General features: G+C 73.2%; 19 protein-coding genes. 10 read left to right on the forward strand and 9 right to left on the reverse strand.

Annotated elements, in window-relative coordinates; genetic code table 11:
- Positions 1 to 123: 123 nt before the first annotated feature.
- Positions 124 to 2,592 carry a beta-L-arabinofuranosidase domain-containing protein gene (locus tag K7862_RS14140; RefSeq protein ID WP_222962914.1) on the reverse strand — a complete coding sequence of 823 codons (2,469 nt, stop codon included), beginning with the start codon at positions 2,590 to 2,592 and terminating at the stop codon, positions 124 to 126.
- A 311-nt stretch (positions 2,593 to 2,903) separates the two neighbouring features.
- On the opposite strand from K7862_RS14140, the gene K7862_RS14145 reads away from it, so the two are divergent.
- A complete protein-coding gene (locus tag K7862_RS14145; RefSeq protein WP_222962915.1) occupies positions 2,904 to 3,566 on the forward strand; it encodes a ferredoxin in 663 nt (220 codons plus the stop codon).
- Positions 3,567 to 3,667: 101 nt separating this feature from the next.
- Entirely contained in the window at positions 3,668 to 4,087 is a 420-nt protein-coding gene (locus K7862_RS14150; protein WP_308011980.1) for an NTP pyrophosphohydrolase, read from the forward strand.
- Positions 4,088 to 4,133: 46 nt separating this feature from the next.
- Here K7862_RS14150 and K7862_RS14155 read toward each other — a convergent pair whose 3' ends face one another.
- Positions 4,134 to 4,649: a GNAT family N-acetyltransferase gene (locus K7862_RS14155; RefSeq protein ID WP_222962916.1), complete on the reverse strand. Its 516-nt coding sequence runs from the start codon at positions 4,647 to 4,649 to the stop codon at positions 4,134 to 4,136.
- Positions 4,650 to 4,801: 152 nt separating this feature from the next.
- On the opposite strand from K7862_RS14155, the gene K7862_RS14160 reads away from it, so the two are divergent.
- Both K7862_RS14160 and K7862_RS14165 read left to right on the forward strand, forming a co-directional pair.
- A complete protein-coding gene (locus K7862_RS14160) occupies positions 4,802 to 6,232 on the forward strand; it encodes an AlkA N-terminal domain-containing protein (protein WP_222962986.1) in 1,431 nt (476 codons plus the stop codon).
- A 134-nt stretch (positions 6,233 to 6,366) separates the two neighbouring features.
- Complete coding sequence (locus tag K7862_RS14165) at positions 6,367 to 6,861, forward strand: GNAT family N-acetyltransferase (protein ID WP_222962917.1); 495 nt, start codon at positions 6,367 to 6,369, stop codon at positions 6,859 to 6,861.
- Between the two features lie 306 nt (positions 6,862 to 7,167).
- On the opposite strand, the gene K7862_RS14170 is transcribed toward K7862_RS14165, so the two are convergent.
- Positions 7,168 to 8,343 carry an ROK family protein gene (locus K7862_RS14170; protein WP_222962918.1) on the reverse strand — a complete coding sequence of 392 codons (1,176 nt, stop codon included), beginning with the start codon at positions 8,341 to 8,343 and terminating at the stop codon, positions 7,168 to 7,170.
- A gap of 116 nt (positions 8,344 to 8,459) precedes the next feature.
- On the opposite strand from K7862_RS14170, the gene K7862_RS14175 reads away from it, so the two are divergent.
- From K7862_RS14175 to K7862_RS14190, 4 genes are all read left to right on the forward strand, one after another.
- Entirely contained in the window at positions 8,460 to 9,620 is a 1,161-nt protein-coding gene (locus K7862_RS14175; RefSeq protein ID WP_262413132.1) for a Gfo/Idh/MocA family protein, read from the forward strand.
- 1 nt (position 9,621) lies between these two features.
- Positions 9,622 to 10,542: a sugar phosphate isomerase/epimerase family protein gene (locus tag K7862_RS14180; RefSeq protein ID WP_222962920.1), complete on the forward strand. Its 921-nt coding sequence runs from the start codon at positions 9,622 to 9,624 to the stop codon at positions 10,540 to 10,542.
- A gap of 98 nt (positions 10,543 to 10,640) precedes the next feature.
- Positions 10,641 to 11,387 carry a sugar phosphate isomerase/epimerase family protein gene (locus tag K7862_RS14185; RefSeq protein WP_222962921.1) on the forward strand — a complete coding sequence of 249 codons (747 nt, stop codon included), beginning with the start codon at positions 10,641 to 10,643 and terminating at the stop codon, positions 11,385 to 11,387.
- Positions 11,384 to 12,487 (forward strand): Gfo/Idh/MocA family protein, encoded by a 1,104-nt coding sequence (locus tag K7862_RS14190; protein WP_222962922.1) that lies wholly within the window; start codon positions 11,384 to 11,386, stop codon positions 12,485 to 12,487. Before K7862_RS14185 ends, K7862_RS14190 begins: the two co-directional genes overlap by 4 nt.
- Positions 12,488 to 12,592: 105 nt before the next feature.
- On the opposite strand, the gene K7862_RS14195 is transcribed toward K7862_RS14190, so the two are convergent.
- The 5 genes from K7862_RS14195 to K7862_RS14215 form a co-directional block, all read right to left on the reverse strand.
- Positions 12,593 to 14,854: a pectate lyase-like domain-containing protein gene (locus tag K7862_RS14195; protein WP_372461575.1), complete on the reverse strand. Its 2,262-nt coding sequence runs from the start codon at positions 14,852 to 14,854 to the stop codon at positions 12,593 to 12,595.
- 188 nt (positions 14,855 to 15,042) lie between these two features.
- On the reverse strand, positions 15,043 to 16,581 hold the full coding sequence (locus K7862_RS14200; RefSeq protein WP_222962923.1) for a chitinase: 1,539 nt from the start codon (positions 16,579 to 16,581) through the stop codon (positions 15,043 to 15,045).
- Between the two features lie 221 nt (positions 16,582 to 16,802).
- Positions 16,803 to 18,182, reverse strand: coding sequence for a S53 family peptidase (locus K7862_RS14205; protein ID WP_222962924.1), 1,380 nt, complete (start codon positions 18,180 to 18,182; stop codon positions 16,803 to 16,805).
- Between the two features lie 255 nt (positions 18,183 to 18,437).
- Entirely contained in the window at positions 18,438 to 19,343 is a 906-nt protein-coding gene (locus K7862_RS14210) for an ABC transporter permease (RefSeq protein ID WP_222962925.1), read from the reverse strand.
- Complete coding sequence (locus K7862_RS14215; protein ID WP_222962926.1) at positions 19,340 to 22,126, reverse strand: alpha/beta fold hydrolase; 2,787 nt, start codon at positions 22,124 to 22,126, stop codon at positions 19,340 to 19,342. Before K7862_RS14215 ends, K7862_RS14210 begins: the two co-directional genes overlap by 4 nt.
- Before the next feature lie 277 nt (positions 22,127 to 22,403).
- Between K7862_RS14215 and K7862_RS14220 the strand changes: the two genes are divergently transcribed.
- Positions 22,404 to 23,123 carry a hypothetical protein gene (locus tag K7862_RS14220; protein ID WP_222962927.1) on the forward strand — a complete coding sequence of 240 codons (720 nt, stop codon included), beginning with the start codon at positions 22,404 to 22,406 and terminating at the stop codon, positions 23,121 to 23,123.
- 81 nt (positions 23,124 to 23,204) lie between these two features.
- Positions 23,205 to 24,209 carry an aldo/keto reductase family protein gene (locus K7862_RS14225; protein ID WP_222962928.1) on the forward strand — a complete coding sequence of 335 codons (1,005 nt, stop codon included), beginning with the start codon at positions 23,205 to 23,207 and terminating at the stop codon, positions 24,207 to 24,209.
- A gap of 69 nt (positions 24,210 to 24,278) precedes the next feature.
- Here K7862_RS14225 and K7862_RS14230 read toward each other — a convergent pair whose 3' ends face one another.
- A complete protein-coding gene (locus K7862_RS14230; protein WP_222962929.1) occupies positions 24,279 to 25,553 on the reverse strand; it encodes a transglycosylase family protein in 1,275 nt (424 codons plus the stop codon).
- Positions 25,554 to 25,595 lie beyond the last annotated feature (42 nt).

Genomic DNA, 25,595 nt, shown 5'->3' on the forward strand with positions numbered 1-25,595 from the left:
CGGCGTACCTGCTGAAGCCGTCAGGTACGCCGCCTCGCCCTCTGCCGCGGGCGGCGCGCGCCCACTCGCGCCACCCGCGGAGTCATGCCGCCGGCCGGCCCCCCACGGGCAGCCGGCGACGGCTCACAGGAGCTGCCAGAGGTGGTCGGCGGTCCCGTTGTCGTCGAACTGCACCACGGGCGCGCTGTTCGCGGTGGACATCAGGTCGACGCCGAGCACCTTGCCGGAGTTCTGGTTGCGGATCCGGTACCACCCGTCACCGTTGTCGATCAGCTGCCAGAGGTGGTCGGAGGTGCCGTTGTCGTCGAACTGCACGACCTGGGCGCTGTTGGCCTTGGACATCAGGTCGACGCCCAGCACCTTCTGGGAGTTGAGGTTCCGGATCCGGTACCAGCCGTCACCGTTCGGGATGAACTGCCACAGGTGGTCGGCGGTGCCGTTGTCGTCGAACTGCACCACGTGGGCGCTGTTGGCCGTCGACATCACGTCGACGCCCATCAGCTTGCCGGAGTTCTTGTTGCGGATCTTCAGGTAGTCCAGCGTCCTGGTCCACAGGTGGCCGGTCGGGCTCACGGTGGGGAACGCGGAGATCCGCAGCCGGGCGGCCCCCATCGGGATGAGGTCGACGTTCTGCACCGCGGCGGTGCTGCGCGCGGGCGCGGCCTGCAGCGGGCTGACCACGTGCTGGCTGTCGGACTGCCACTCGCCGATCGGGCGCACGGGCGCGGAGATGGTGAACGGCGTGCCCTGGTGGGTGAACGGGTTGGCGGCGAGCGGTCCGCCGCTTCTGCGGAACGTCCAGCTGCCGTCGTTCGGGGCCAGCCCGTAGTTCCACGGGGTCGTGGCGTGCACCGCGTACTCGGGGAACTGCGAGGTCCCCGCGTACTGCACGTAGTTCTCGCCGATGGACAGCGCGTAGGTGAGCGGACCCCGGTCCACGGCGGTGGCGCCGTTGTTGCCCGGCCAGCTCCGCAGCACGATGTTCTGCGGCAGGCGCAGCACGACGGTGTCGCCGTCGTGCCAGGCGCGTTGCAGCGTCACGAAGGAGGGTCCCGCGGTGGCGCTCACCGCCTGGCCGTTGACGGTCAGCTGCGGCGCGGAGCACCAGCCCGGGATGCGCAGCAGCAAGGGGAACTCCACCGCGTGCGGTGCGCTCACGGTGAGGGTGACGGTGTCGTCGAACGGGTAGTCGGTCGTTTCGGTCACCGTGACCCTGGTGCCGTCGCCGACCGCGGCGGTCACCGTGCTGGGCGCGTACATCGCGGCCGCCAGGCCGTTGCCGGGCGTGGCCAGCCACAGTTCCTCGGTGAAGTAGGGCCATCCCATGCCGTAGTTGTGCGGGCAGCAGCGGTACTGGTCGACGCCGGGCATGTAGGCCTGCATGGCGAAGCCGTTCTGGAACTGCCCCTGCGACTTGACGGTGTCGTCCAGGTCGATGCTGTTGGCACTGGTGATGTAGTGCACGGCCTTGCCGTCGGGATCGAGCGCGGCGGGCAGCGAGTTGAAGGCGAGGTCCTCGCAGCGGTCGGCCCACACCGGGTCACCGGTGATCCGGGTCAGCAACTGGTGGCTGGCCATGAACTCGACGATGCCGCAGGTCTCGAAGCCCTGCCGGGGGTCGCCGAAGCCCGGCCGCGCGTTCTCGTCGCCGGCGAAGCCGCCGCCCGGGAACTGCCCGTAACTCGACATCACCGAGGTGTAGTTGCGGTAGGCGGCCTGGGTGAGCGTGCTGGACGGCGAGCGCAGGGCGTACTGCGCGGGCTCGCGGAAGCCCTGCGCGACGTTGACGTTGTGCAGGGTCGGCAGGTTGTCGACCCAGTTGGCGCCGTTGGCGTGGATCTTGTCGGCGAGGTCGAGCAGGAAGGACGCGCCGGTGCGGTTGTAGACCCAGTAGACCGTGTCCAGTCCGTCGCCCCAGCGCACCGACACCCAGCTCTGGTTGAAGGCGCTCGGGCCCTGCGCGTTCATGTACCGCAGGAAGTTGGTGAGCATCGGCACGATGCGGGTGTCGCCGCTGTACTCCTGCCAGGACCGCAGGGCCCAGGTCAGCGGCAGGAAGGGCCAGAAGTCCGGGCCGCCGCCGAGCGAGGTGCGCAGGGAGGCCGGTCCGAAGAAGCCGTCGGGCTGCTGCGTGGCGACGATCGCGTCGATCCAGCTGCGCACGGCCGCGAGCGCCGTCGCGTCCTGCGTGAGCACGGCGAGGTCGACGTAGCCGCGCAGCCAGTACGGCACCTCCTCCCAGCCGGTGTGGTCCGGGTGCACCCAGCCGGTGTTCGCCATCACCAGGAAGTGCGAGATGGAGGCGTACTGCCCGCACAGACCGGCGAGCTGGCGGCGGAGCTGGCCGTCGAGCCAGCCGCGTGCGGTGACCGCGCCGGGCGGCAGGCGGAGGAACGCGGTGGGGGCGAGCGGCGCCGCGTTGGGGGTGTACAGGCCGCCGGCCGCCGGGGCGACCCGGGGCGCGGACGTGATGTGGGTGCGGCCGCGGCTGCCGGCGGCGGCCTGGGCCGTACCGGCCGCGGACAGCGGAAGTGCGGCGGCCGCCGCGGCGGTTGCCGCAGTGCCGACGAAGTGCCTGCGGTTCAGGGGCATGGGGGGTGGCCTCCTGGCGCCTCGGTCGCATTCCAACGTTGCAAAGACTGATGACAACCGGCATGACAGCACGGGCGTGGCGGTTGTGTCCAGAGGGTGCGCACAACTTGCCCAAGTCCCGGATGAATCCCGGCTGAGAGCGATCTCTCGGCTCCCGCCTGGTCCGGCGGCAGGACTGGCCGCAGCCCTCTTGCGGGAGGGCCTACGGCTCTTCTAACGTTGCAAATACCGGCCGTCGGGCCTGATGTGTACTCAGCGAAGTCGACAGCGGACGCCGCCGCGCCCGCGCGATCCGTGCGAGCGCACGCGTCGTGACGGACCGTCGCCAGGAGGGCGCCTGGGCGGCGTTCCCGGGCGGCGGGCAGGATGGGACCGTGACCGGCTACTGGAACCCGCTGCCGACGGCCCGGCGCCTCGTCGAGAGCCTCGCGGAGCCCCCGCACCAGTTGTTCACCGGCGTCTGGGAGCAGCGGAACTGGCGCAACGTGCCGGGTCCGTTCTACGCGGGCGAGACGGACAGCCTCGCCATCGGGCGTCGGGACGCCCCTGAGCACATCGCCTACGACGACGACCTCGGCGACGGGTTCGGCTTCGAGTTCGTCTACCGCCAACCGGTGGACCCGGACGAGACGGAGGCGATGATCCACGGCTGCCGGCTCGAGCTGTACCGGGGCTACAACTGGGACGGCGACGAGCACTGGACCGTGGAGACCGTCCGCGACTGGTGGCGGGACCGGGCCAGGGTCAGGGAGTGGGCCGTCGCCATAGCCGCCGACTGGGGCGCCGACACCCACCCCCAGTGGGGGTTCAACGCCGATCCCGTCTACCAGCCCCACTACCACGACGCGGCCCGGGGCCACCGGGACTTCGTCGCCCATATCGACGACGGCCTGGAGGGGTACCTGCGCGGCTACCTGTTCTGGCTCGAACAGCGACGCGAGCCACGCCCCGGCGAGGCGCTGCCCCGCCTTTAGGACGGCGGCGGCACCGGCGTGGGGCAGACTGGCGGCGGTGCGCCCCGGCCGCGCGAGTGCGGACCGACGTGCCGATCGGCGGCGAGCGAAGGGAAGGGCCCGTGACGGACGACGACCGGCCGATGGTGATCGTGGACGGCGCGAACGTCGTCGGCTCCGTGCCGGACGGCTGGTGGCACGACCGGCACGGTGCGGCGGAACGTCTGCGGGACGCGCTGGCGCCGCTGGCCGCGGAAGGGCTCCCGGCCGGCGGCGACGCCCCGCCGTGGGCCGTCGGCCGCCCGGTCGAGGTGGTGCTGGTGGTCGAGGGAGCCGCCCGCGGCGTCGCCCCGGTCACCGGAGTCCGCGTGGAGCGGGCCACCGGCAGCGGCGACGACCTGATCGTCCGGCTCGCCGAGGAGGCGCACGAGGAGGCCCCCGGCCGCCCCTGCCTGGTCGTCACCGCCGACCGTGGCCTGCGCGCCCGGGTCGCCGCGGCCGGTGCGGTCTTCGTCGGGCCCCGGACCGTCCGCCGCCGCTGATCTCCGGCGGGGCCGGACCGGCGGCGCGCGAGCGGGCGCCGCGGCGTCAGGCGGGCCGTCGCATGCAGACCCGCGGCCACCGGTCCAGGCCGTGCGCCGCCTCCCGTTCCCGAACCGCCCGCAGGCCGGGCGTCAGCGAGCCCTCGTCCAGCACCCGGAAACCACAGCGCGCGTAGTACGGGGCGTTCCACGGCACCCGGCTGAAGGTGGTGAGCGTCAACGCGGGCGCGCCCTGACGCGCGGCGTGCGCCGCCGCATGTTCCAGCAGGCTCCGGCCGAGCCCTCGGCGCGCGCTGCCGGGGTGCACCGATACCTGCTCGACGTGCAGGTCGCCGTCGAGGCGGTCGGCGAGCAGGTAGCCGACCGGGAGGCCGGTCGGGGCGGCCGCGTCGGTCACCACCCAGGCGAGCCCGGCGTCCCGGTAGCGGCCGAGTACGTCGAGCGGAAGCGGCTCGTCCTCGGCGATCTCGGGCATGCCGATGTCCCGGAAGATCCGGCCGGCCGCCCTCTCGATGTCCTGCAGCATGGGCAGTTCGGCCGGACGCACGGCACGGATGGGCATGCCGGTATTCTCCCGGCCGCCCCCCGGGACGCCACCGGATTTCGGACGCCGGCCCGTCCGCCGAGCCGGGGTCACGATCGGCCGGGACCCGGGACGTGGCGTCCGAAATCCGCCAGCCGAGAGAAGGGGGCCGCGCCCATACTGGACGCATGATGACCGAGGACAGCAGGTACGAGGCGGTGCGCAGCCGCGACGCGCGCTTCGACGGCGTGTTCTTCTTCGCCGTGGCGACCACCGGTATCTACTGCCGTCCGAGCTGCCCGGCGGTGACGCCGAAGCGGGTCAACGTCTCGTTCTTCGCGACGGCCGCGGCCGCGCAGGGCGCCGGCTTCCGGGCCTGCCGCCGCTGCCGCCCGGACGCGGTGCCGGGGTCGGCGGACTGGAACGTGCGGGCCGACGTGGTCGGCCGCGCCGTCCGGCTGATCGGCGACGGCGTGGTCGACCGTGAGGGCGTCGCCGGGCTGGCCTCCCGGCTCGGGTACAGCGCCCGGCAGGTGCAGCGCCAGCTCAACGCCGAGTTGGGCGCCGGGCCGATCGCGCTGGCCCGCGCCCAGCGCGGGCACACCGCACGGGTCCTCCTGCAGACCACGTCCCTGCAGGCAGCGGAGATCGCCTTCGCGGCCGGCTTCGCCAGCGTGCGGCAGTTCAACGAGACGATCAGGGAGATCTACGCGGCCACGCCCACGGAACTGCGCGCGGCGCGGCCCGGCCGGGGCGTGCGGGCCGTCACGGACGGGGCGTCGGGGGTGCCGTTGCGGCTGGCGTACCGCGGGCCGTACGACAGCGGTCAGGTCTTCGACTTCCTCGCGGACCGCGCGGTGCCGGGAGTCGAGGAGGTCGCGGGCGAGCCGGGCGCCCGTACGTACCGGCGCACGCTGCGGCTGCCGCACGCCCCGGCCGTGGCAGAGGTCGACGAACGGCCGTCCGCGGGAGCCTGGTTGGACTGCCGGCTGCATCTCGGCGACCTCCGTGACCTCACCACGGCCACGCAGCGCGTCCGGCGCCTGTTCGACCTGGACGCCGACCCGTACGCGGTCGCCGAACGGCTCGGCGCCGACCCGGAGTTGGCGCCGCTGGTCGCCGCGCGGCCGGGTCTGCGGGCGCCGGGCGCCGCCGATCCCGAGGAGTTCGCGGTGGCCGAGGTCCTGGGCGCGGGGGCGGCCCCTGAGGTGGCGCGGCGGCTGGCCGGTGCCCTGGTGACGGCATTCGGCGAGCCGCTCGCCGCGCCCGGCGGGGGCCTCACGCATCTCTTCCCCCGGCCCGCCGACCTGGTGGAGGCCGACCTCTCCGGCCTGGACGGCGTGCCGCCGGAGCAGCGGGAGACGGTGCGGATGGTCGCCGCGGCGCTGGCCTCGGGGACCGTCCGGCTGGACCCGGGCACGGACCGGGAGCAGGCGGAACGGGATCTGCTGGCGCTGCCCGGGGTCACGCCGTGGACGGCGGCGCTCATCCGCATGCGGGGGCTCGGCGATCCCGATGTGCTGCCGTCGCCTGACGCCCCCGGGGCGGCTGCGGCCTGGCGGCCCTGGAGCTCCTACGCCACCCACCACCTCTGGGCCGCCCCATCCCTTGCGGCGCCTTGATCCCCCCCATCCGCCCGGGCAGCCCCTGGCCCGAAGGCCCTCCTGCGCTGGGCTTGCTCGGTTTCCGGGTACGGGGAGACAGGGGCGGCGGTACGTGCCGGGGGGCGGCTGAGTCGGGGTGCGAGGATGGCGGCATGAGTGAGCGGGACGAGGTCACGGTCGTGCGGTGGGCGGGGCACGACGGGGACGGGCCGGCGCAGTTGCTGGCGGCCTACCATCTGCGGACCGAGGCCGAGAAGGGGGCGGCCGTCGCGGATGTGACAGCGCTGCCGGAGCGTTACCGGGCCGAAGTCAGCGACCCGCAGGCCGCGTTCGCCGACGACTTCGTCCTCATCGCCAAGCGGGCCGACACCCCGCTCGGCTGCCTGGTGGTCACCGCACCCGCCGGCGGGCACTCCGAGATCAAGCGCCTCTGGACGGACCCCGCGTTCCGCGGCCAGGGGGTCGCGTCCGCCCTCATCCGTGCCGCGCTCGCCCACACCGCCGACACCGGCGTGGAATCCGTCCGCCTCTCGGTCTGGGCCTGGCGCACCGATGCCATCGCCCTCTACGAACGGTTCGGCTTCGGCGTCACCACCTCATGGGACGAACGGAACCAGTTGGTCTGCATGGAGCGCGTGACCGCCTGAGCACTCCCGCCTACCCCCGGCAGCCAGGGACCCGCCGGAGGGGATGGGGAGGGAGTGCGCCCGCAGGACGTGTGCATCCGCCCGGGCACTTCCTGCGGAGAGACCGTGCACGCACACGTCCGAGGAGGCTGCTCCCGGACTGGCCCCGCCACCACAAACCGATTCAAGCCCCGCCAGGGGCACGACGTCCCCCGGGCTCCGCCCCGGAGGAGCCCCAGCGCGACCAGCCACGGCGAACCGTCAGACGGCAACAGCGGCCGAGGGGCACCCCGGAGCCGTACCGTCTACCGGGCCGGAGGCCACACCTCAGCGGGCAGCGAGAATCCGCGCGATCCCCTCGGGAGAGAGCAGATGCTGCACGGCCCGCCGCCGCGCCCCCTCGATCCCCGCCCGGCGCCCCAGGATCGTCGCCTCGATCGCCACCGTGCGGGTCGCCAGGGGCAGGGCGCGCCGGTAGACGGCCGCCCGGATGTCGGCCAGCAGATCGTCGTGGAGGCTGGCGATGCTGCCGCCGAGCACGATCGCGTCGGGGTTCCAGAAGCTGACGAGGGACGCGAGGACGTCGCCGATGCGCTGGGCGGCGAGCCGCACCTGGCGGCGGGCGGTGGGGTCGCCGGCCTGGACGAGGCGCACCACGTCGGCGACGTGCTCGACGGGCAGTCCGGCCTCGCGGAGGGTGGCCGTCACCGCCGCGCCGGAGGCGACCGCCTCGACGCAGCCGGTGTTGCCGCAGTGGCAGAGGACGTCGTCGTGCCCGGGGACCCGGATGTGGCCGATGTCGCCGGCGGCGCCCGTCGCGCCGCGGTGCACGCTGCCGCCGGAGACGATGCCGCAGCCGATGCCGGTGCCGACCTTGACGTAGAGCAGGTGCGCGGTCGCCGGCCGGTGCGCGTACTCGCCCAGCGCCATCATGTTCACGTCGTTGTCGACGAGGACGGGCGCGTCGTAGCGGCCCTCGAAGAAGGCGGGGACGCGGTAGCCGTCCCAGCCGCGCATGATCGGCGGGCGGATCACCGTTCCGGTGCTGGCCTCGACGGGTCCGGGCACGCCGATGCCGATCGCCCGGACGTGGGAGGCGGGGTGCCCTGCCTCGGCGAGCAGCCGGCCGAGCTGTTCGTGCAGCCGGCTGAGCACCGCCTCGGGCCCGTCGTCGATGTCGATCTCCTCGGTGGCCTCGGCGAGCACGGTGCCGCCGAGCCCGGCGACCGCGACCGTGCTGTGGGTGGCGCCCAGGTCGACCGCGCAGACGACCGAGGCGTCGGAGGCGAGTTGCAGGGCGAGCGGCGGCCGGCCCCGCTCGGTCGCCACCGTGCCGGTCTCGACCAGCAGGCCCTTGGTGATGAGCAGGTCCACGCGCTGGGCGACGGCCGCCCGGGACAGACCGGTCGCGGTGACGAGCTGGCTGCGCCGGGTGGCGCCGCCGGCGACGAGTCCGGCCAGTTCGCTCAGTGCCGTCAACTGCCGTTCGCCTGCTGCGCTCACGCGATCCTCGTCCCTCCACCGGCCCCTATTTATGACAGAAGTTAGCCGAAATCTTGCCATTGTCAACCGAAACCCGGATGGCTAGCGTCATTGGTGAACCGAAAGGGAGGGCCACGTTGGCAACTTCGGGCCGCGACTCGCACGCAGCACCGCACGCATCACCACCGCATGCGTCGCCGCACGCATCGCCGCAGGGACCGCCGACGGCACCGCTGCGCACGGCCATCGCGGGCGCCGGCATGATCGGCCGGGTGCACCTGGACGCGGTCCGCCGCACCGGCGCCCCCGTGGTCGGCATCAGCGCCTCCACGCCCGCCCGGGCCAAGGAGGCCGCCGCCGCGCTCGGCGTGGACCGGGCCTTCGACTCGTCGGAGGAGCTGGTCACCAGCGACGAGGTCGACGTGGTCCATCTCTGCACGCCCAACGACGTCCACGCCCGGCTGGCCGAACTGGCCCTGCGCGCCGGCAAGCACGTGGTGTGCGAGAAGCCGCTGACGACGTCGCCGGCCACCGCGGACGCACTGGCGGAACTGGCCGCGAGCAGCGGGCGGGTGGCCGCCGTGCCGTTCGTCTACCGCTACCACCCGATGGCGGCGGAGGCGCGGGCCCGGGTCCGGGACGGCCGGGCCGGCGAGGTGCGGCTGGTGCACGGGCACTACCTCCAGGACTGGCTCTCGGAGCCCGGCGACACCAACTGGCGGGTGGACGCGGTGGCCGGCGGCCCCTCGCGGGCGTTCGCCGACATCGGCTCGCACTGGTGCGACCTGGTGGAGTGGGTGACCGGGCACCGGATCTCCGAACTGACCGCCGTCACCCAGACGGTGCCGCGCGACGGCGGCCGGCCGGCCACCGAGGACGCGGTGCAGCTGCTGTTCCGCACCGACCTCGGCGCGACCGGGTCGGTGACCGTCTCCCAGATCTCGCCCGGCCGCAAGAACCGGCTGTGGTTCGAGGTGGACGGCGCCCGCACGGCGCTCGCCTTCGACCAGGAGAACCCGGAGTCGCTGTTCGTCGGCAGCCGCGGTGAGAACGCGACCGTGCTGCGCGATCCGGCTCTGCTGTCGCCGGAGGCGGCGCGGCTGTCGGTGGTGCCGGGCGGCCACCCCATGGGGTATCTCGACTGCTTCGCCGCCTTCGTCCGCGACGTGCACGCCGCGATCCGCGGCGACGGCGCCGGGGGCGCGTTCCCCACCTTCGACGACGCCGCGCGCATGGTGCGCCTCACCGAGGCGGTCCTGCGATCCGCGGCCGACCGGTCCTGGAAAGAGGTCTCCTGAGATGAAGCTGGGCTTCCTGACCGCCTGCCTTCCGCAACTGCCGCTGGACGAGATCGCCGCCTGGGCGGCCGCGCACGACTACGAGGCGCTCGAGGTGGCGACCTGGCCGTCCACCGGGTCCCGGGAGTTCGAGGCCAGCCACATCGACGTGGCCCACTTCGGGGAGCGCGAGGCCGAGGAGGTCCGCGGGCTCTTCGACAAGCACGGCCTGACGCTGTCGTCGCTGGCGTACTACGAGAACAACCTGCACCCCGACGAGGCCCGCAGGGCCGAGATCGCGGCGCACGTGCGGGCCAACGTCGACGCCGCGCAGCTGCTCGGAGTGGAGTTCGTGGGCACCTTCATCGGCCGCCACCCGGGTCTGTCGGTGAAGGAGAACATCGCGCTGGCCGAGCGCGAACTGCCGCCGCTGGTCGCCTACGCGGCCGAGCGGGGCGTGAAGATCATCATCGAGAACTGCGTGATGGAGGGGTGGCACCCGGACGGCTACCCCGGCAACCTCGCCTACTCCCCCGAGCTGTGGGAGTGGATGTTCGGACTCGGCCTGTACCTCAACTACGACCCCTCGCACCTGCTGTGGCTGGGCATCGACCCGGTCGCGGCGCTCAAGCCCTACCTGGACCGCATCCCGCACGCCCAGGCCAAGGACGCCCAGCTGGATCCTGCCGCCAGGAACCGGTACGGCTTCTTCGGCAGGACCGTCGAGCGCAACGACGGCTGGGACAGCGGCTGGTGGCGGTACCGCGTGCCGGGGCTCGGCGACGTGGACTGGCGCCGCGTCGTCGACACCCTGTACGAGGGCGGCTTCACCGGCGTGCTGTCCGTGGAGCACGAGGACCCCGTCTGGAGCGGTGACGTCCAGCGGGTCACCCAGGGCCTGGAGATCGCGCACCGCACGCTCCGGCCTCTCATCGTCGGCTGACTCCCACCACCCGGCATCCTGCACACCCCCGCACCGACGCCGTAGTGCCGCAGCGCCGAACTGCCGCACTGCTGTACTCCCGAGGAGGCTTCCGTTCGATGACCCACCCCCTGAGCATCCAGCTCTACACCCTCCGGGACCAGATCGCCGCCGACCGTGACGGCACCCTGACCCGGCTCGCCGAGATCGGCTACCGCTCGGTGGAGACGTACGACCCGACCGCGGACCCCGCCGGATTCCGCAAGGTCGCGGACGAGTTGGGCATCAGCGTGGCGAGCACCCACGCCTACGCCCTGTTCGACAAGGACGCCGGCGAGGTGTTCGACGCTGTCGCCACGGTGGGAACCGACCTGGCGATCATCCCCGGCGGCATCGACCACGACGAGTTCACCACGCTCGAGGGCCTGCGGCGCACCGCCGACCTGCTGAACGGCTTCGCCGCCAAGGCCGCCGAACGCGGCATCCGCATCGGCTACCACAACCACTGGTGGGAGATCGAGCCGCGCTTCGAGGACCGCACCGCCCTGGAGGTGCTGGCGGACCTGCTGGCGCCCGAGGTGTTCCTGGAGGTCGACACGTACTGGGCGGCCGTGGGCGGCGCGGACGTGCCCGAGCTGCTGCGCACGCTGGGCGACCGGGTGCTGGCCCTGCACGTGAAGGACGGTCCCGGGGTGAAGGACGAGCCGCACACCGCGGTCGGCAAGGGCACCATCGACGTCCCGTCCATCCTGGCGGCCGCGCCCGAGGCGGTGCGCATCGTCGAACTCGACTCGTGCGCCGGCGACATCTTCGAGGCCGTCGCCGAGTCGCACTCCTACCTGACCGCGCTGGAGGGGCGTTCATGAGCGGAGGCCCGGTGGGCGTGGCGCTGGTGGGCGCCGGCGTCATCAGCACGCAGTACCTGACGGCGCTGGCCTCGTTCCCGGACGTCGCGGTGCTGTCGGTGGCGGACCTCGACCTGGAGCGGGCCCGCGCGCAGGCGGAGGCGTTCGGGGTGCCCTCGTACGGTGACCTGGCCTCGGCACTGGCCGTCCCCGAGGTGGAGATCGTCGTCAACCTGACGATCCCGGCGGCGCACGCCGAGGTCGCGACCGCCGCGCTGCGGGCGGGCAAGCACGTCTACGGCGAGAAGCCGCTGGCGCTGGCGCCGTCCGACGGTGCGAAGATCCTCGCCGAGGCGCAGACGCGGGGCCTGCGGGTCGGCAGCGCGCCGGACACGTTCCTCGGCGCGGGCCTGCAGTCAGCGGCGCGGGCGGTGCGGTCCGGGCTGATCGGTGAGCCGGTCAGCGCGACCGCGGTCACCCAGGGGCCGGGCCCCGAGAGCTGGCACCCGAGCCCGGAGTTCCTGTTCCAGTACGGCGCGGGGCCGCTGTTCGACATCGGCCCGTACTATCTGACGGCGCTGGTCGCGCTGTTCGGCTCGGTGACGCGGGTCGCGGGCACCGCCCGGCAGGCGCGGGCCCAGCGGGTGATCGGCTCGGGGCCGAAGGCGGGTACCGCCTTCGACGTCGAAGTGCCCACGCACGTCCACGCGCTGCTGGACTTCGCGAGCGGTCCGAGCGCGTCGGCGACGTTCAGTTTCGACGCCTCGGTGCCGCGCAGGATGATCGAGATCACCGGCACCGAGGGCACCCTGTCGCTGCCCGACCCGAACACCTTCGACGGCCCGCTCCGTGTACAGGCGTTCGGCGACCAGGACTGGCGGGATCTGCCGGTGGAGGGCAGCACGGCCGGTCGCGGCCTGGGCGTGCTGGACATGGCGCGGGCCATCCGCGGCGGCGGCGACCACCGGGCGTCGGGGGAACTGGCGCAGCACGTGCTGGAGTTGATGGCGACGATCACCGAGTCGGCGGAGCAGCACGGCTTCGTGGAGCTGGAGTCGGGCGCCCCGGCGGTGGAGACGCTGCCGGCGGACTGGGACCCGGTGGCGGCGACGCTCGCCTGACCGGCGTCGCCGCGCCGAGCGGCCGGGGTGCGAACCCCGGCCACCTGGCCGGCCCACCCGTGGGGGGATGGGTCGGCCAGGTCTTCTTCCCGGTCCGAGGCCGTTCTAGGGGTAGTTGGTCCAGGTCTCGTGGTTGTGGCTGGCGGTCACCTGGGCGCCGGTGTTGTCGATGATGTGGTTGATGGTGCCCGCGCCGCCCAGCACGGTGGTGACCATGCTGTGGAACTTCACGCCGGCGCCGGTGGGCGTCTCGATGGCGTGGCCGAGGACCAGGGACGGGTTGTCGCGGAGGTAGGCGTAGATGCCCAGACCCCACGCCTCGTGCGACGTCACGGAGTTGGCGACCTTGTAGGAGGCGTAGCCGAGGTCGCCGCCGCTGGTGGTCCAGCTCCCCTGGTCGGGCACGTCGTAGGGCGTCTCGCTCTGGTAGAAGTACAACCGCCCGCCGTTGGCGTTCCACGTGGTCTGGTACTTCTCGTAGTGCTCGACGGCCAGGCCGTACATGGTGACGTTCGCGCCGTTGACGACCAGGCCCTGCATCGCCGGGTTGGTGTTCCAGCCGACGCCGTTGGAGTGGTCGCCGCGCCACAGCCACAGGTCGTCGCCGATGACGTCGGCGCTGTTGACCACCAGGGTGGTCGTGGCCTTGCCGGCGATGTCGCCGCCGACGCGGAAGAACACGTCCTGCAGCACCGTCGGGTCCGCCGCGTGGCTCGCGGTGGAGCCGGCCGGGCCGACCTGCATGAGGGTCGCTGAGTTGGTGGTGTTGGCGCTGATCAGCAGGCCCGCGATGTCGATGCCGTCGACGTCGGCGGTGGTGATGGCGGTGACGCCGTTGTCCGGCACCAGCGTGGCCATGCCCATGCCGAGCACCACGGTGTCGGGCCGGGTGACGTTCAGCGGCGCGGACAGGTGGTAGACGCCTGGGGTCACGAGCAGGTTCTTGCCCGAGGCGAGCGCGTTGTTCATCGTCGTTGCGGTGTCACCGGGCTTGACGATGGCGAAGTCGCTGATCGGGATCGAGGTGCCGGCCGGGGTGCCGTCGACCCAGTCGGGACCCTGGGCGTTGGTGCGCAACGCCGGGTCGAACACCTGCCAGTTGCCCGCCGAGTCGACGTAGAGGAACGGCTTCTCCTTGGTCGTGGGGCTCTGCGCGACCGTGGTGTAGGGCGGGTTGGGGAACGCGTTGCCTGGCGCGCCGTTGTCGCCGACGAAGACCATGTTCCAGTTGCTGCCGCTCCAGCCGCCCATGGACGTGTCCTTGGTGATGAACTGCTGCTGGGTGCCGGAGCTGATGGTCCCGGAGATCCGCGAGTCGCCGATGTAGCCGCCGCTGGACCAGTTGCCCGAGGTGCCGTGGGTGTTGTCGTACAGCAGCATGCCGCCGTGCACGTCCATCCGGCGGAAGGGGTCGGCCTGGGAGACGGCGTACATGGTGCTGCCCGAGCTGGGGCTCAGCGACATGTTCTCGACGTCGCGCCAGAAGTTCTGGGTGGCGTTGCCGTCGCTGGTGTGGCCCTCGACCCGGATGCCGCTGCCGGTGATGTCGACCTGGTCGGGCGACAGGCCCAGTCCGGAGACCTGGGTGTTGTAGCCGACCGGGATGCTCACGTTGTAGCTGCCCGGCATGAACAGCATGGCGTTGCGCTGGCTGCCGAACTCGTTCCCGACCTGCGCGTTGTAGACCGACGTGATCTTCGACTGGATGGCGGAAGTCGACATCGACGGGTCGAACACGGTGACGTTGGGGCCGAAGTCCGGGGTGCCGGGCGGCGGGGTCGTCGTGCCGCCGCCGCTGCCGCTGACGTTGAAGGACTGCGCGGCGGTGCCGTTGCAGGTGTACTGCTGGAGCTGGACGCTGTCGGCGGTGGAGGCGCTGGGCACGTCCAGGCACTTGCCGCTGTTGCGGTTGACGAAGTGGAAGGCGCCGGAGGACTCGGCGACGGGCAGCCACTGCTGGTTGAGGCCGCCGCCGTACAGCCACAGCTGGGTCAGGGCGCCGTCCGCGGTGGACACGCCCGTCTCGTCCCAGACCTGGTCGGGCGCGGTGGACACGCCGATCCGGTAGTAGCCGCTGTCGGTGGCGGTGAACTGCCAGGACTGCGCGGCGGTGCCGTTGCAGGTGTACTGCTGCACCGCGGTGCCGTTGCCGGTGGCCGCGGCGCGGGCGTCGACACACTTGCCGCTGCCGGCGTTGGTGACGGTGGCCGGCGCGGTGGGCAGCGTGGCGGCGCCGGCGTCGCGGGCGGTGACCAGGGCGATCCCGGCCGAGACCGGGAGCAGGAGTGCCGCCGCGAGGGCGGCCGTCCGTCTGCGGCGACGGCTTCGGGGGGCGGGCGTGCCGGGCACGGCAAGGACCTGGGTCACAGGTGTCTCCTTGGTCGCGTTGTGGGGTTCGCGATGCGCTGTGGACGCTAGGGGCCTGCGCGCTCAGGAGTCAATACACATCAAAAAATAAGTCGTGAACTATGCACGGGGGCAGGGGCTCCGGACATGCGAAGAGGCGATCCGGCCCCGGTGCCGGGGCCGGACCGCTGGTCGTGCGGCCGGGCGGTTCAGCAGGCGCCGAGGTCCTGCCAGACACCCCATTCACCGGTGGTTCCGGGCTCCTCGCCCGTCGTCCACCACTTGGCCTTCCAGGTGTGGCCCTTCCACGACACGGTGTTGCCGCCGACGTAGACCGCCGACGAGCTCCACTGGGCCGCGGTGCAGGTGGTCGTGCCGCCGGTCACCGTCAGGCTGTAGGTGGCCGAGTGCACGGCCGAACCCTCGGTCCCGGTGACGGTGAGGGTGTAGGTGCCGCTGGCCGCCGCGGCCGTGGTGGACACCGACAGGGTGGCGCTGCCGCCCGCGGTGACCGAGCCGGGGCTGACGGAGGCGGTGACGCCCGCGGGCGCGCCGCTGACCGCCAGTGCGACGGACTGCGCCGAACCGGCCGTGACGGCCGTCTTGACGCTCGCGCTGCTCGACGAGCCGGCGGCGACCGAGGCCGACGACGGCGTCAGCGACAGGGAGAAGTCGTTCGTGGGCGGCGGCGGGGTGGTGCCGCCGCTGGTGAACGGCTCGAAGGTGTGGCTGAACTGCCAGGTGCTCTGCGTGGTGCCGGAGCAGGTGTCGGACCCGCCGGTGCCGGGGCAGCCGCCGTTGTCACGCTGCAGCGCCCAGAAGGACAGGGTGTTGATGCCCTTGCTGACCGCCCAGTTGTAGACGGTCGTGGCGTTGGCGGTGGTGAAGGTCTCGGCGGCGCCGTAGTCGTCGATGCCGGGCATCTCGGTGACGCCGATGGAACCCCACAGCTGCGCGTCGGTCTTGGCCGGGTACAGCGTCTTCAGCTGGTCGTGCAGGCCCTGCGCGGCGGTCTGCGTGTCGGTGGCCATGTTGTGCGTGGCACCGTCGTAGTAGTCGAACGTCATGAGGTTCACGACGTCGATCCGGGCGTTGTTGGAGACCGCGTTCTGCAGCACCTTCAGCCCGCTGGCGGCCAGGCCCGTGGTGGTGGTCGGCAGGGTGTAGGAGAACTGGATGGAGCGGCCGTTGGCCGCGGCCCAGTCCTCGACCGCCTTCACGGCCTTGTTGCGGCGGTCGATGCCGGCCGAGTTGGTGAGCGAGTTGTCCTCGGTGTCGAGGTCGATGCGGCTGATGTCGTAGGTCGTGATGACCTTCTCGTAGGCCGCCGCGATGGAGTTGACGTCGGTGCAGCTGTCCGCGATCTCGGTGCCGGTGTTGTCGGCCGTGTAGCCGCCGAACGACGGGATCACGTCGCCGCCGGAGGCCCGCAGCGCGCTGATGTCGCTGCCGAAGTTCGCCGAGGAGATGGGCATGCCGCTGTCGCCGTTCCAGTACGGCGTGCAGGAGCCCTTGGTGGCGGCCTGGATGAAGGCCATGGTCAGGTACTTGTTGCCGGACTGCGAGGCGAGGCCGGAGAGGCTGTCGCCGTTCCACGCCTCGAAGTACGGGGCGAAGACGTGCGCGGGCAGTGGGGTGGCCGCGTGGGCGGTGCCGGCACCGGTCAGCGCCAGGCCGGCCGAGGCGACGGCGGTGACGACTCCGGTGAGCAGCGTGCGGAGGACGGGTCTGCGAACGGGTCCGGTCATGGACCGCGCTCCCTTCGACGGTGGGGGGCTTCAGCATCCGGAAGCACGTGGTTGGTCTGGACCAATACTGTTGGTCTGGACCACCCAACTGTCAAGGGTCCTAACAGACAAGGTTGTTGACAGATCCGGTCCGGTACGGAAAACCGGCCACCGCCGCACCCCCGTGGGGGCACGGCGACGGCCGGCCGGTGACCGCCCGGTCCTGACGGGCGGTCAGGTGATCAGTGCCGCCGACTCGTCAGCGCCAGGGCGGGGACGAAACGCGCGGCGTCCAGCGTGCCGACACCGGTCGCCATGTCGTACCCCTTCACCGCGGTGTAACCGGTGACGCCGTCGTAGCTGTTGTTCGTGCCGTCCGCGACGTCCACGATGCCGCTGAACTTCGGGCTGCCCTTGGCCAGCGCGTAGAGGGCCTGGTGGATGTCGCCGACCCGGTGGCCGGCGAGCTGGTCGGCCAGGGCGACGATGCCCGAGAACAGCGGACTGGCCTCGCTGGTGCCGCCGTAGACGTCCCAGCCGACCGCGGTCGGGTCGAAGCTGGAGTACACCCAGGCGCCGCCGTCCACCGCCGCCGACATCGAGATGTCGGGGGTACCGCGCCGCTCGCCCACGACCTGCCGGACGCCGTTCTGGTACAACGGCCGGGAGAAGACGTGCGACTGGCCGCCGCCGCCGGCGCCGTAGTCGTTGTACACGCTGTCCGGCGCCAGGCGGTTGCCCGCGTCGTCCAGGTGGAGCTGGGTGCCGCCGATGGAGGTGACCAGCGGGTCGGACGACGGCCAGGAGTTCACCGGGTACGGGTAGTCGGTGCTGCCGTCCGCCATGGCGTCCGTCGCCCCGCCGTCGCCCGAGGACGCCAGCACGGTCACGCCGTGCCGCTGCGCGTCCTTGAACGCGTACCGCAGGTTCTGGATGCTGGAGAAGTCCCCCTGGCCGAAGCCCGGGAAGGTGTTCTCCGTCGCGCCGAAGCTCTGCGTGATGACGTCGCCCGTGCCGTGGTCGACCATGTACTTCTCGGCGTCCATCATCTCCGGCAGGCCGGTGACGCCCTCGGTCTCGGCCACGCCCGTCTCCACCAGCACGATGTGCGCGTCGGGCGCCATCGCGTGGGCCATCTCCACGTCGAGCGTGGTCTCACCGGCCCATCCGGTGTGGTCGGGGTTGGTCGGGTCGAACGGCGGGACGTCGCCCCACTTGACCACCTGGACGTGGGTGCTGGCCATGCCGAACTGCGCGCTGTAGACGTCCAGGTCGTGCTGGATCGTCGGCGAGCCGAACGAGTCCACGATCACGATCGTGCGGCCCTTGCCGGTCACGCCGGCGCGGTAGAGCGGCTTCAGGTCGTACGCCTGCCGGTACTGCAGGGGCGTGTAGCAGTTGATGCCCCACTTCGCCTGGCACTGCGCGATGGTCAGCGGGCTGCCGGCGCCCTTGATCAAGTGGTGCCCGGCCACCGCGGGCAGCACCTTCACGGCGGCCCCGGGGTGGCCGGCGGCGGTGGCCGCGCCACTGATCGGCGCGGCGATCAGCGCGGCGGCGGTGAGGGCGGTGGCCCCGGCCGCGGCGGCCACGACACGAGGCCGCGGGCGAGTTCTGCGCATGGACCCTCCTTGAGTGGTGCTCTCCGGTGGGTGGTGCGACCGCACAACAGGCGGCTGCGATGATCACATCTGCAGATCATGCGCAGAACAAGCGAATTCGCCGTTTACTACCCCGCGCTTTACCCGAACGGCCGAAATCTTTGCTCACTCCTCGTCAGAAAATGGGCCGACAGGGGATGGACAAGGGTTGGCCTTACGCCGGATCCCCGGGATCGCACCCGGTCCCTTCAGGAGACCCCGCCCGCGAGACCACGCTCAGGACACGATGTCCTTGGTCCGGAAGCCGCGGAACGCCAGAGCCGCCAGCACCACGGCGTACGACACCGACACCGAGGTGCCCTGCAGCATCCCCGTCCACTCCATGCTGGGCTGCAGCGCGTCGGCCCAGGAGAACTGCCAGTGCGCGGGCAGCACGTCCCGCCACGAGCCGAGCGCGGTCACCGCGTCCAGCACGTTGCCCACGATGGTCAGGCCCACGGCGCCGCCGACCGCGCCGAGCGGGGCGTCGGTGACCGTCGACAGCCAGAAGGCCAGCGCGGCGGTGACCAGTTGGCTGACGAAGATGTAGGCGACCGCGATCGCCAGCCGGGGCAGCGCGCTGCCCGAGGACAGCGCGCCGCCGGTGGGCAGTTCCAGGTCGCCCCAACCGTAGGCGACGGTCCCCGCCACCAGCGCGACGGCCGGCAGCAGCACGATGGCCACCGCGGAGAATCCCAGCGCCACCGCCAGCTTGACGCCCAGCAGCCGCGCCCGCGGCACGGGAGCGGCCAGCAGGTAGCGCAGGCTCGACCAGCCGGCCTCGGAGGCGACGGTGTCCCCGCAGAACAGGGCGACCGGCACCACCAGCACGAACCCGGCGGAGACGAACAGGCAGGTGGCCGCGAAGTTGGCGCCGGAAGCGGTGGCCGTGTCCATCAGCGTCGGGCCGTTGCGGCCCTCGCCGTCCGGCGTCCCGCCGATCGCGAAGGCAGCGATGAGGATGAACGGCAGCGCGGCCAGCAGGGCGGCCACGATCATCGTGCGGCGGCGGCGCAACTGGCGGCGCGCCTCCACCCGCAGCCGCAGCGTCCGCCCGGGCCGGTAGCCGGGCGCGGTGGCGCCGCCGGGGCCGGAGGGAGCCGGGGCCGGTGCGGGCACGGACGCGGCGGGTGCGGTGCTCATGCCGAGCCTCCGATCAGCGTGAGGAAGGCGTCCTCGAGGCGGCGGTGCGGCCCGACCTGGGCCACCGGGATGTCGAGCCGGACGAGTTCGGCGACCAGCCGGGACGCGGTCATCCCGTCGAGCACGGCCAGCAGGCCGTCCTCCTCGCGGACGACCGTCGCCACGCCCGGCAGCGCCGCGACCTTGTCCACCACCGACTGCGGCACCTCGCCGTCGACCCCGACGAGCACGGTGTCGGCGGAGCCCACGATGGCGGCGACCGGACCGGCGGTGACGAGCCGTCCGCGGTCCATCACCACCAGGTGGGTGCAGCTCTGCTCCACCTCGGCGAGCAGATGGCTGGAGACGATCACGGTGCGGCCGGAGCCGGCGTAACGGATCATCACCTCGCGCATCTCACGGATCTGCGGCGGGTCGAGACCGTTGGTGGGCTCGTCGAGGATCAGCAGGTCCGGCAGGCCCAGCATGGCCTGCGCGATGGCCAGGCGCTGCCGCATGCCCTGCGAGTAGGTGCGCACCGCGCGGTCCAGGGCGTCGCCGAGTCCGGCGATCTCCAGCGCCTCCGCCAGGTGCGCGTGCTCCGCGGGGCGTCCGGTGGCCTGCCAGTACAGGTCGAGGTTGGCGCGCCCGGTCAGGTGCGGCAGGAAACCGGCGCCCTCGACGAAGGCGCCGACCCGCGACAGCACGGGCGCCCCGGGCCGCACGGCCTCGCCGAAGACGCGGATCTCGCCCTCGTCCGGCCGGATCAGGCCCATCAGCATCCGCAGCGTGGTGGTCTTGCCGGCGCCGTTGGGCCCGAGCAGGCCGAGCACCTGGCCGGGTTCGACGCGGAACGACAGGTCGCGCACCGCGTACCGGTCGGCCGACTTCGCGTACCGCTTGCTGAGACCGGTGATCTGCAGCGGCACCGTCGCCAGCGCCGGGTCGGCGGGCCGCGGCCGGACGCGGCGGCGGCCGGTCAGCAGCAGGGCGACGGCGATCGCGAGGGCCAGCGGCGGCAGCGCCCAGACCCACCACGGCAGCGCGTTCGCGTCGGCGGTCAGTCCGGGGTCGGTCGGCACCACCAGACGCGGGTCGGCGAGCGAGACGGTCAGCACGGAGGGGGCGGCCGGGGAGGCGTAGCCCAGGTCGGTGGTGGACAGCACCAGCCGCAGCCGGTGCCCGGCCGCGAACTGGTGGTCGACGGGGGGGAGCCGGATCCGGACCGTCGTGCCCTTTGGCGAACCCGCGACGCGCAGCGGCGTGGCCAGCGACTCCGGCAGCGACTCCTTGCCGCCGCGGGCCACGTCGTACAGCTTCGCGAACAGCACCGCGTCCGGCGCGGTGGTGGCCACCGTGACCGACACCGAGGAGGCGCCGGTCACGGTGACCGGGCGGCTCAGCTCGGCCGAGTCGAAGGCGGCGAACTGGCCGGGGAAGTCGAGGGAGAGGCCGGCGCCCAGTTGCGAGAGCTGGCTGAGGGCGCCGGCGCCGGGCACCGCGGAGATCGACGGCGGCGCGCCGCCCGCCGGACTGGTGATCCGCTGCTGCCCGCCGGTCAGCGTGTAGCGGCGGGTGGCCGTGCCGTTCAGACCCGGGTAGGCGGTGCCGCTCGCGCCGCGCAGCACCACGCTGCCGTCGGTGGAGTTCAGGCCGCCGGTACGGGTGACGCGGAACGCCGGCCCGGTGCCGGTGGCGGTCTCGCCCTTGAGGTAGTGGTCGAACCAGGCGGTGACCCGCCCGTCGACCCGGCTGTCCTCGGTGTCGCCGCCGTCGTGACCGCCGGCGATCCAGTCGACCTTCACCGGGGCGCCGTTGGCCCGCAGCGCCTCGGCCATCGCGTCGGCCTGGCCGAGGGTGAACAGCGAGTCGGTCTGGCCCTGCACGATGAGCGCCGGCACCTTGATGCGGGCGGCCACCGCCGACGGGCTGAGCGCGGCGAGCTGGGCCTCCGCGGCCGCGTCGGGCCGGCCGGCCTCGGCGACGCGCTTGTACAGGGCGCAGATCGACGCCGTGAAACGGCCGCAGACCGGGTCGGCCGCGGGTGCGGACGCGGACCCGATCCCGCCGGGCGCCGCCCCCGACGCCGCGACGCCGGGCTGGGGTCCGGTGCCGGCCGGCGACTGCGTCCCGGACGTGCCGGGCGACGTCCCGAGCCCGCCGGAGAGCGGCGTGGACCCGCTGGAGAAGAAGATGCCGGCCCACAGCTTCTTGTAGACGTCGCCGGGGAACAGCGCGTCGCTGAGGTTCCAGTACGTCTCGCGGGGCGCGATCGCGTCGATGCGGTGGTCGTAGCCGGCGGCGAGCAGCGAGATCGCGCCTCCGTACGACACGCCGGTGATGCCGACCCGCGGGTCGCCGGGCGCGTCCAGGCGGACCTCGGGGCGGGTGGCGAGCCAGTCGACGAGCTTGCGCACGTCGCCGACCTCGCCGTCGGGCGCGTTCAGCCCGATCCGGCCGCCGGAGCGGCCGAACCCGCGGGCCGACCAGGTGAGCACCGCGTACCCGTGCCGGGCCAGCGCCTCGGCCTGGCCGCGGACCTCGTCCTTGCTGCCGCCGAATCCGTGGCCGAGCAGCACGGCGGGCCGGCGGCCGGGACCGCCGGCCGTGAAGTACGAGGTGTCCAGGCGCACTCCCCCGGCGCCGGACAGCATGGCGTCGCTGCGGTGCACCGCCGGGCCGCCGCCGGCGGCCGCGCTGCCCACGGCGAACGCTCCCCCGCCGGCCACGAGCAGGGCGAGCACACCCGCCACGGCGGCCCGCCTCGTCCATCGCGGCCGGCGCAGCGCCCTTCGAAGATCCATCCCCCGATCCTAGGCGGCCCGCCCGGCCGCCCCCGCGCACCCGCTTCTTTCCCCGGCATTTCCCAGACACCCGCGCACCGTGCGGTGCGGGCGGCCGGACGCGGGCGGTACGCGGCGCACACGGTCCCACCCCGCACGGACGTACCGCCGCCCGCGGTCCGCCCCCTGCCGCGGCGCCGGCAGCCCGACCCGCGACGACCCGGCGCAGCTGCGACCCAGCGACCCTGCGACCCGGCGGCGGACGGCACCGTCAGTGGCTGCGCCTACAGTCGGAGTCATGGGCAAGGGGTTGGGGGCTGCGGGACGCAGGGCGGTGTGCGGGTCGGATCCGGCGACCGGCCGGGTGCAGGCGCCCCCGGCGGTGTGCGCGGCGCTGGTCGCGGCCGGGCTCGCCGTGCCGCACGGCCGTGGCGGCCACCACAGTTACTACCTGACCACCGCGGGGCGACGGCTGCGCGAGGAACTGGAGCAGTCCCCCGGCACGTCGGCGCAACAGCCCGCGGAGCCGGCCGCGCCCGCCCCGGCGTCCGGCTCGTTCACCGCGGACGACGGCTCGGGCATGCTGCCGCCCGCCGATCCCGGGCGGCGCGCCGCCGAGGTCGCCGCCGCCTGGGAGGGCCTGCTGCAGATCCGCGCGGTGCTGCTGGACGGCCGGACGGCAGTGCCCGCGCCATGGGAGCGCGAACGCGTCGTGCACGCCGTGGCGTTGGCGCTGGAGGCGGCGGGCTGTCCGCCGGGCCGTCCGGCCTCCGCGGGCAGCGCCGGTGTGCCGGGCTACCGGGTGGCCGCCTCCCCGCATCCCGGGGCCGCTGAGGTCGCCTGGTCCCCCGGGCCGTCCCCCGGGCCGTCCTCCGGCCCGTCCCCGGGGGCCGCCGGCCGGGGCGCGGAGCTCCTCGACCGGTGCGCCGAGGTGCTCGCCGCCCGCGGCTGGCAGTCCACCCGGCACCGCACGCGGGCCGGCGAGGCGTATCTGCTCACCACCCCCGCCAACCGCTGAGGCCGCCTCGGGGCGCGTCGGCGCTGCCCGGGAGGGGTGCACCTGGCAGGCCCGCGGAAGGACGATCTACAGTCGGGCATCATGGAATACCGTCACCTCGGCCGCAGCGGCCTGATCATCAGCGAGATCGCCTACGGCAACTGGCTCACCCACGGCTCCCAGGTGGAGGAGGACGCGGCGACGGCGTGCGTCCGCGCGGCCCTGGACGCCGGGATCACCACCTTCGACACGGCCGACGTCTACGCCCAGACCCGTGCCGAGTCGGTCCTCGGCCGGGCCCTGAAGGGCGAGCGCCGCGAGGGACTGGAGATCTTCACCAAGGTGTTCTGGCCGACCGGCCCCGGCCACAACGACCGCGGCCTGTCCCGCAAGCACCTGAGGGAGTCGATCGACAACTCCCTGCGCCGACTGCAGACCGACTACGTCGACCTGTACCAGGCCCACCGGTTCGACCGGTTCACGCCGCTGGAGGAGACGATGGAGGCGTTCGCCGACATCGTGCACTCCGGCAAGGCGCATTACATCGGCGTCTCCGAGTGGACCGCCGACCAGATCCGCCGGGCCCACGCGCTGGCCCGCGAGCTGCGCATCCCGCTGGTCTCCAACCAGCCGCAGTACTCGGCGCTGTGGCGGATCATCGAGGGCGAGGTCGTCCCGGCCTGCGAGGAGCTCGGCATCGGGCAGGTCGTGTTCTCGCCGATCGCACAGGGCGTGCTGACCGGCAAGTACCGTCCCGGGCAGGAGCCGCCGGCCGGTTCGCGCGCCACCGACGACAAGGGCGGCGCCTCCATGATCGGCCGCTACATGGGCGACGAGGTGCTGGAGCGGGTGCAGCTGCTGGAGCCGCTGGCCGCCGACGCGGGTCTGAGCATGGCTCAGCTCGCGGTCGCCTGGGTGCTGCAGAACCCGAACGTGTCCGCCGCGATCGTCGGCGCCTCCCGTCCCGAGCAGGTCGCGGAGAACGCCAAGGCCGCGGGCGTACGGCTGGGTGCGGACGTGATGGCGGCGATCGACGAGGCGCTCGCGCCCGTCGCGATCACCGACCCCAAGCGCGTCCAGGACAACGTGCCGCCGCAGCGCCCGTAGCGGGGGGCCCACGCCGCGCCGTCGCCGGGGGCCGCACCGCTGGTGGGTGCGGCCCCCGGCCGGCGCCGTTCAGACCGACACGCCGTGCGCGCGCAGGTAGCGCAGCGGGTCGATGTCGTCGCCGTACTCCGGACCGGTCCTGATCTCGAAGTGCAGGTGCGGTCCGGTCACGTTGCCGGTGGCGCCGGAACGCGCTATCCGCTGGCCCTCGTTGACCTGCTGGCCGGCCTTCACCGAGATCTGCGAGAGGTGGGCGTACTGGCTGTAGCGGCCGTCGGCGTGGCGGATGACGATCTGGTACCCGTACGACCCGCCCCAGCCCGCGGTGACGACCCGGCCGGCGGCGACCGCGTGGACGGCGGTGCCGGTGGAGACCAGGAAGTCCACCCCGGTGTGGTAGCCGCTCGCCCAGTGGCTGCCGGAGGCGTGGTACGCCGTACCGATCGGCGCGTGGGAGACGGGGAGCGTGTACCCGCTACGCACGGGGGCGGTGTGCTGCTCCTGGGTGTGCGCCCCGCCGGGCTTCGCCGCGGGCCTGGCCGCCGCCGGCTTGGGCTTGGCCGCCGGGTGCGCCGCAGGCTTCGGCGTGGTCCTGGGCGGGGCGCCCTTCTTCGGCGGCGTCCGGTGCGGCGCGGTCACGCCCGCGGACTCCGCGGGCAGCGGCTTGGCCTCCGCCCCGGGCACCCTCAGGCGCTGACCGGGGAAGATGAGGTCCGGGTCGTCGCCGACGACCGTCCGGTTGTCGGCGTACAACTGCGGCCAGCCGCCGGAGACATGACGCTGTTCCGCGATGCCGGACAGGGTGTCGCCCGTCACGACGGTGTAGTGGCCGTTCTCCCCCGGATGCGCCGACGCCGGGTGGGCGGGCGCGGGATGTGTGGTCCTCGCCGTCGTCCTGGACGCGTGGTGCGTGGCGGGACGCGCGGTGCCGGTCGCCACCTGCACCGTGTGCGAGGAGGTGGCGGCCTCCCTGGTCAGCCCGGCCCGCAGCGAGCACACCGGCCAGGCGCCGGGGCCCTGGCTGCGCAGCACGCGCTCGGCGACCGCGATCTGCTGGTTCCGGGTGGCGAGGTCGGCACGCGGGGCGTATGCGCTGCCGCCGAAGGACTTCCAGGTGCTGCTCGCGAACTGCAGTCCGCCGTAGAAGCCGTTGCCGGTGTTGATCTGCCAGTTCCCGGAGGACTCGCAGGTGGCGACCTTGTCCCACACACCCGGCGAGGCGGCGTGCGCGGTGCTGAGGCCGACGAGCGGCAGGGCCAGTCCCGCACCGCTCGCGGTGACGGTCAGCGATGCCTGCGACACCCGGCTGGGACGGTAACGGCGGTGGCGTCCGCGTAAGGGCATGATTGCGCGTCCTCTCCAGGACCGGCCCCTTGGTCAGTGGGG

Source organism: Actinacidiphila acidipaludis, assembly GCF_019890725.1.
GTDB classification, from domain to species: domain Bacteria; phylum Actinomycetota; class Actinomycetes; order Streptomycetales; family Streptomycetaceae; genus Actinacidiphila; species Actinacidiphila acidipaludis.

Coding starts and splice junctions, on each gene's coding strand:
- K7862_RS14140 (WP_222962914.1), bottom strand. CDS start 2,592: ATGCCCCTGAACCGCAGGCACTTCGTCGGCACTGCGGCAACCGCCGCG.
- K7862_RS14155 (WP_222962916.1), bottom strand. CDS start 4,649: ATGCCCATCCGTGCCGTGCGTCCGGCCGAACTGCCCATGCTGCAGGAC.
- K7862_RS14160 (WP_222962986.1), top strand. CDS start 4,802: ATGACCGAGGACAGCAGGTACGAGGCGGTGCGCAGCCGCGACGCGCGC.
- K7862_RS14165 (WP_222962917.1), top strand. CDS start 6,367: ATGAGTGAGCGGGACGAGGTCACGGTCGTGCGGTGGGCGGGGCACGAC.
- K7862_RS14180 (WP_222962920.1), top strand. CDS start 9,622: ATGAAGCTGGGCTTCCTGACCGCCTGCCTTCCGCAACTGCCGCTGGAC.
- K7862_RS14185 (WP_222962921.1), top strand. CDS start 10,641: ATGACCCACCCCCTGAGCATCCAGCTCTACACCCTCCGGGACCAGATC.
- K7862_RS14190 (WP_222962922.1), top strand. CDS start 11,384: ATGAGCGGAGGCCCGGTGGGCGTGGCGCTGGTGGGCGCCGGCGTCATC.
- K7862_RS14200 (WP_222962923.1), bottom strand. CDS start 16,581: ATGACCGGACCCGTTCGCAGACCCGTCCTCCGCACGCTGCTCACCGGA.
- K7862_RS14205 (WP_222962924.1), bottom strand. CDS start 18,182: ATGCGCAGAACTCGCCCGCGGCCTCGTGTCGTGGCCGCCGCGGCCGGG.
- K7862_RS14210 (WP_222962925.1), bottom strand. CDS start 19,343: ATGAGCACCGCACCCGCCGCGTCCGTGCCCGCACCGGCCCCGGCTCCC.
- K7862_RS14215 (WP_222962926.1), bottom strand. CDS start 22,126: ATGGATCTTCGAAGGGCGCTGCGCCGGCCGCGATGGACGAGGCGGGCC.
- K7862_RS14220 (WP_222962927.1), top strand. CDS start 22,404: ATGGGCAAGGGGTTGGGGGCTGCGGGACGCAGGGCGGTGTGCGGGTCG.
- K7862_RS14225 (WP_222962928.1), top strand. CDS start 23,205: ATGGAATACCGTCACCTCGGCCGCAGCGGCCTGATCATCAGCGAGATC.
- K7862_RS14230 (WP_222962929.1), bottom strand. CDS start 25,553: ATGCCCTTACGCGGACGCCACCGCCGTTACCGTCCCAGCCGGGTGTCG.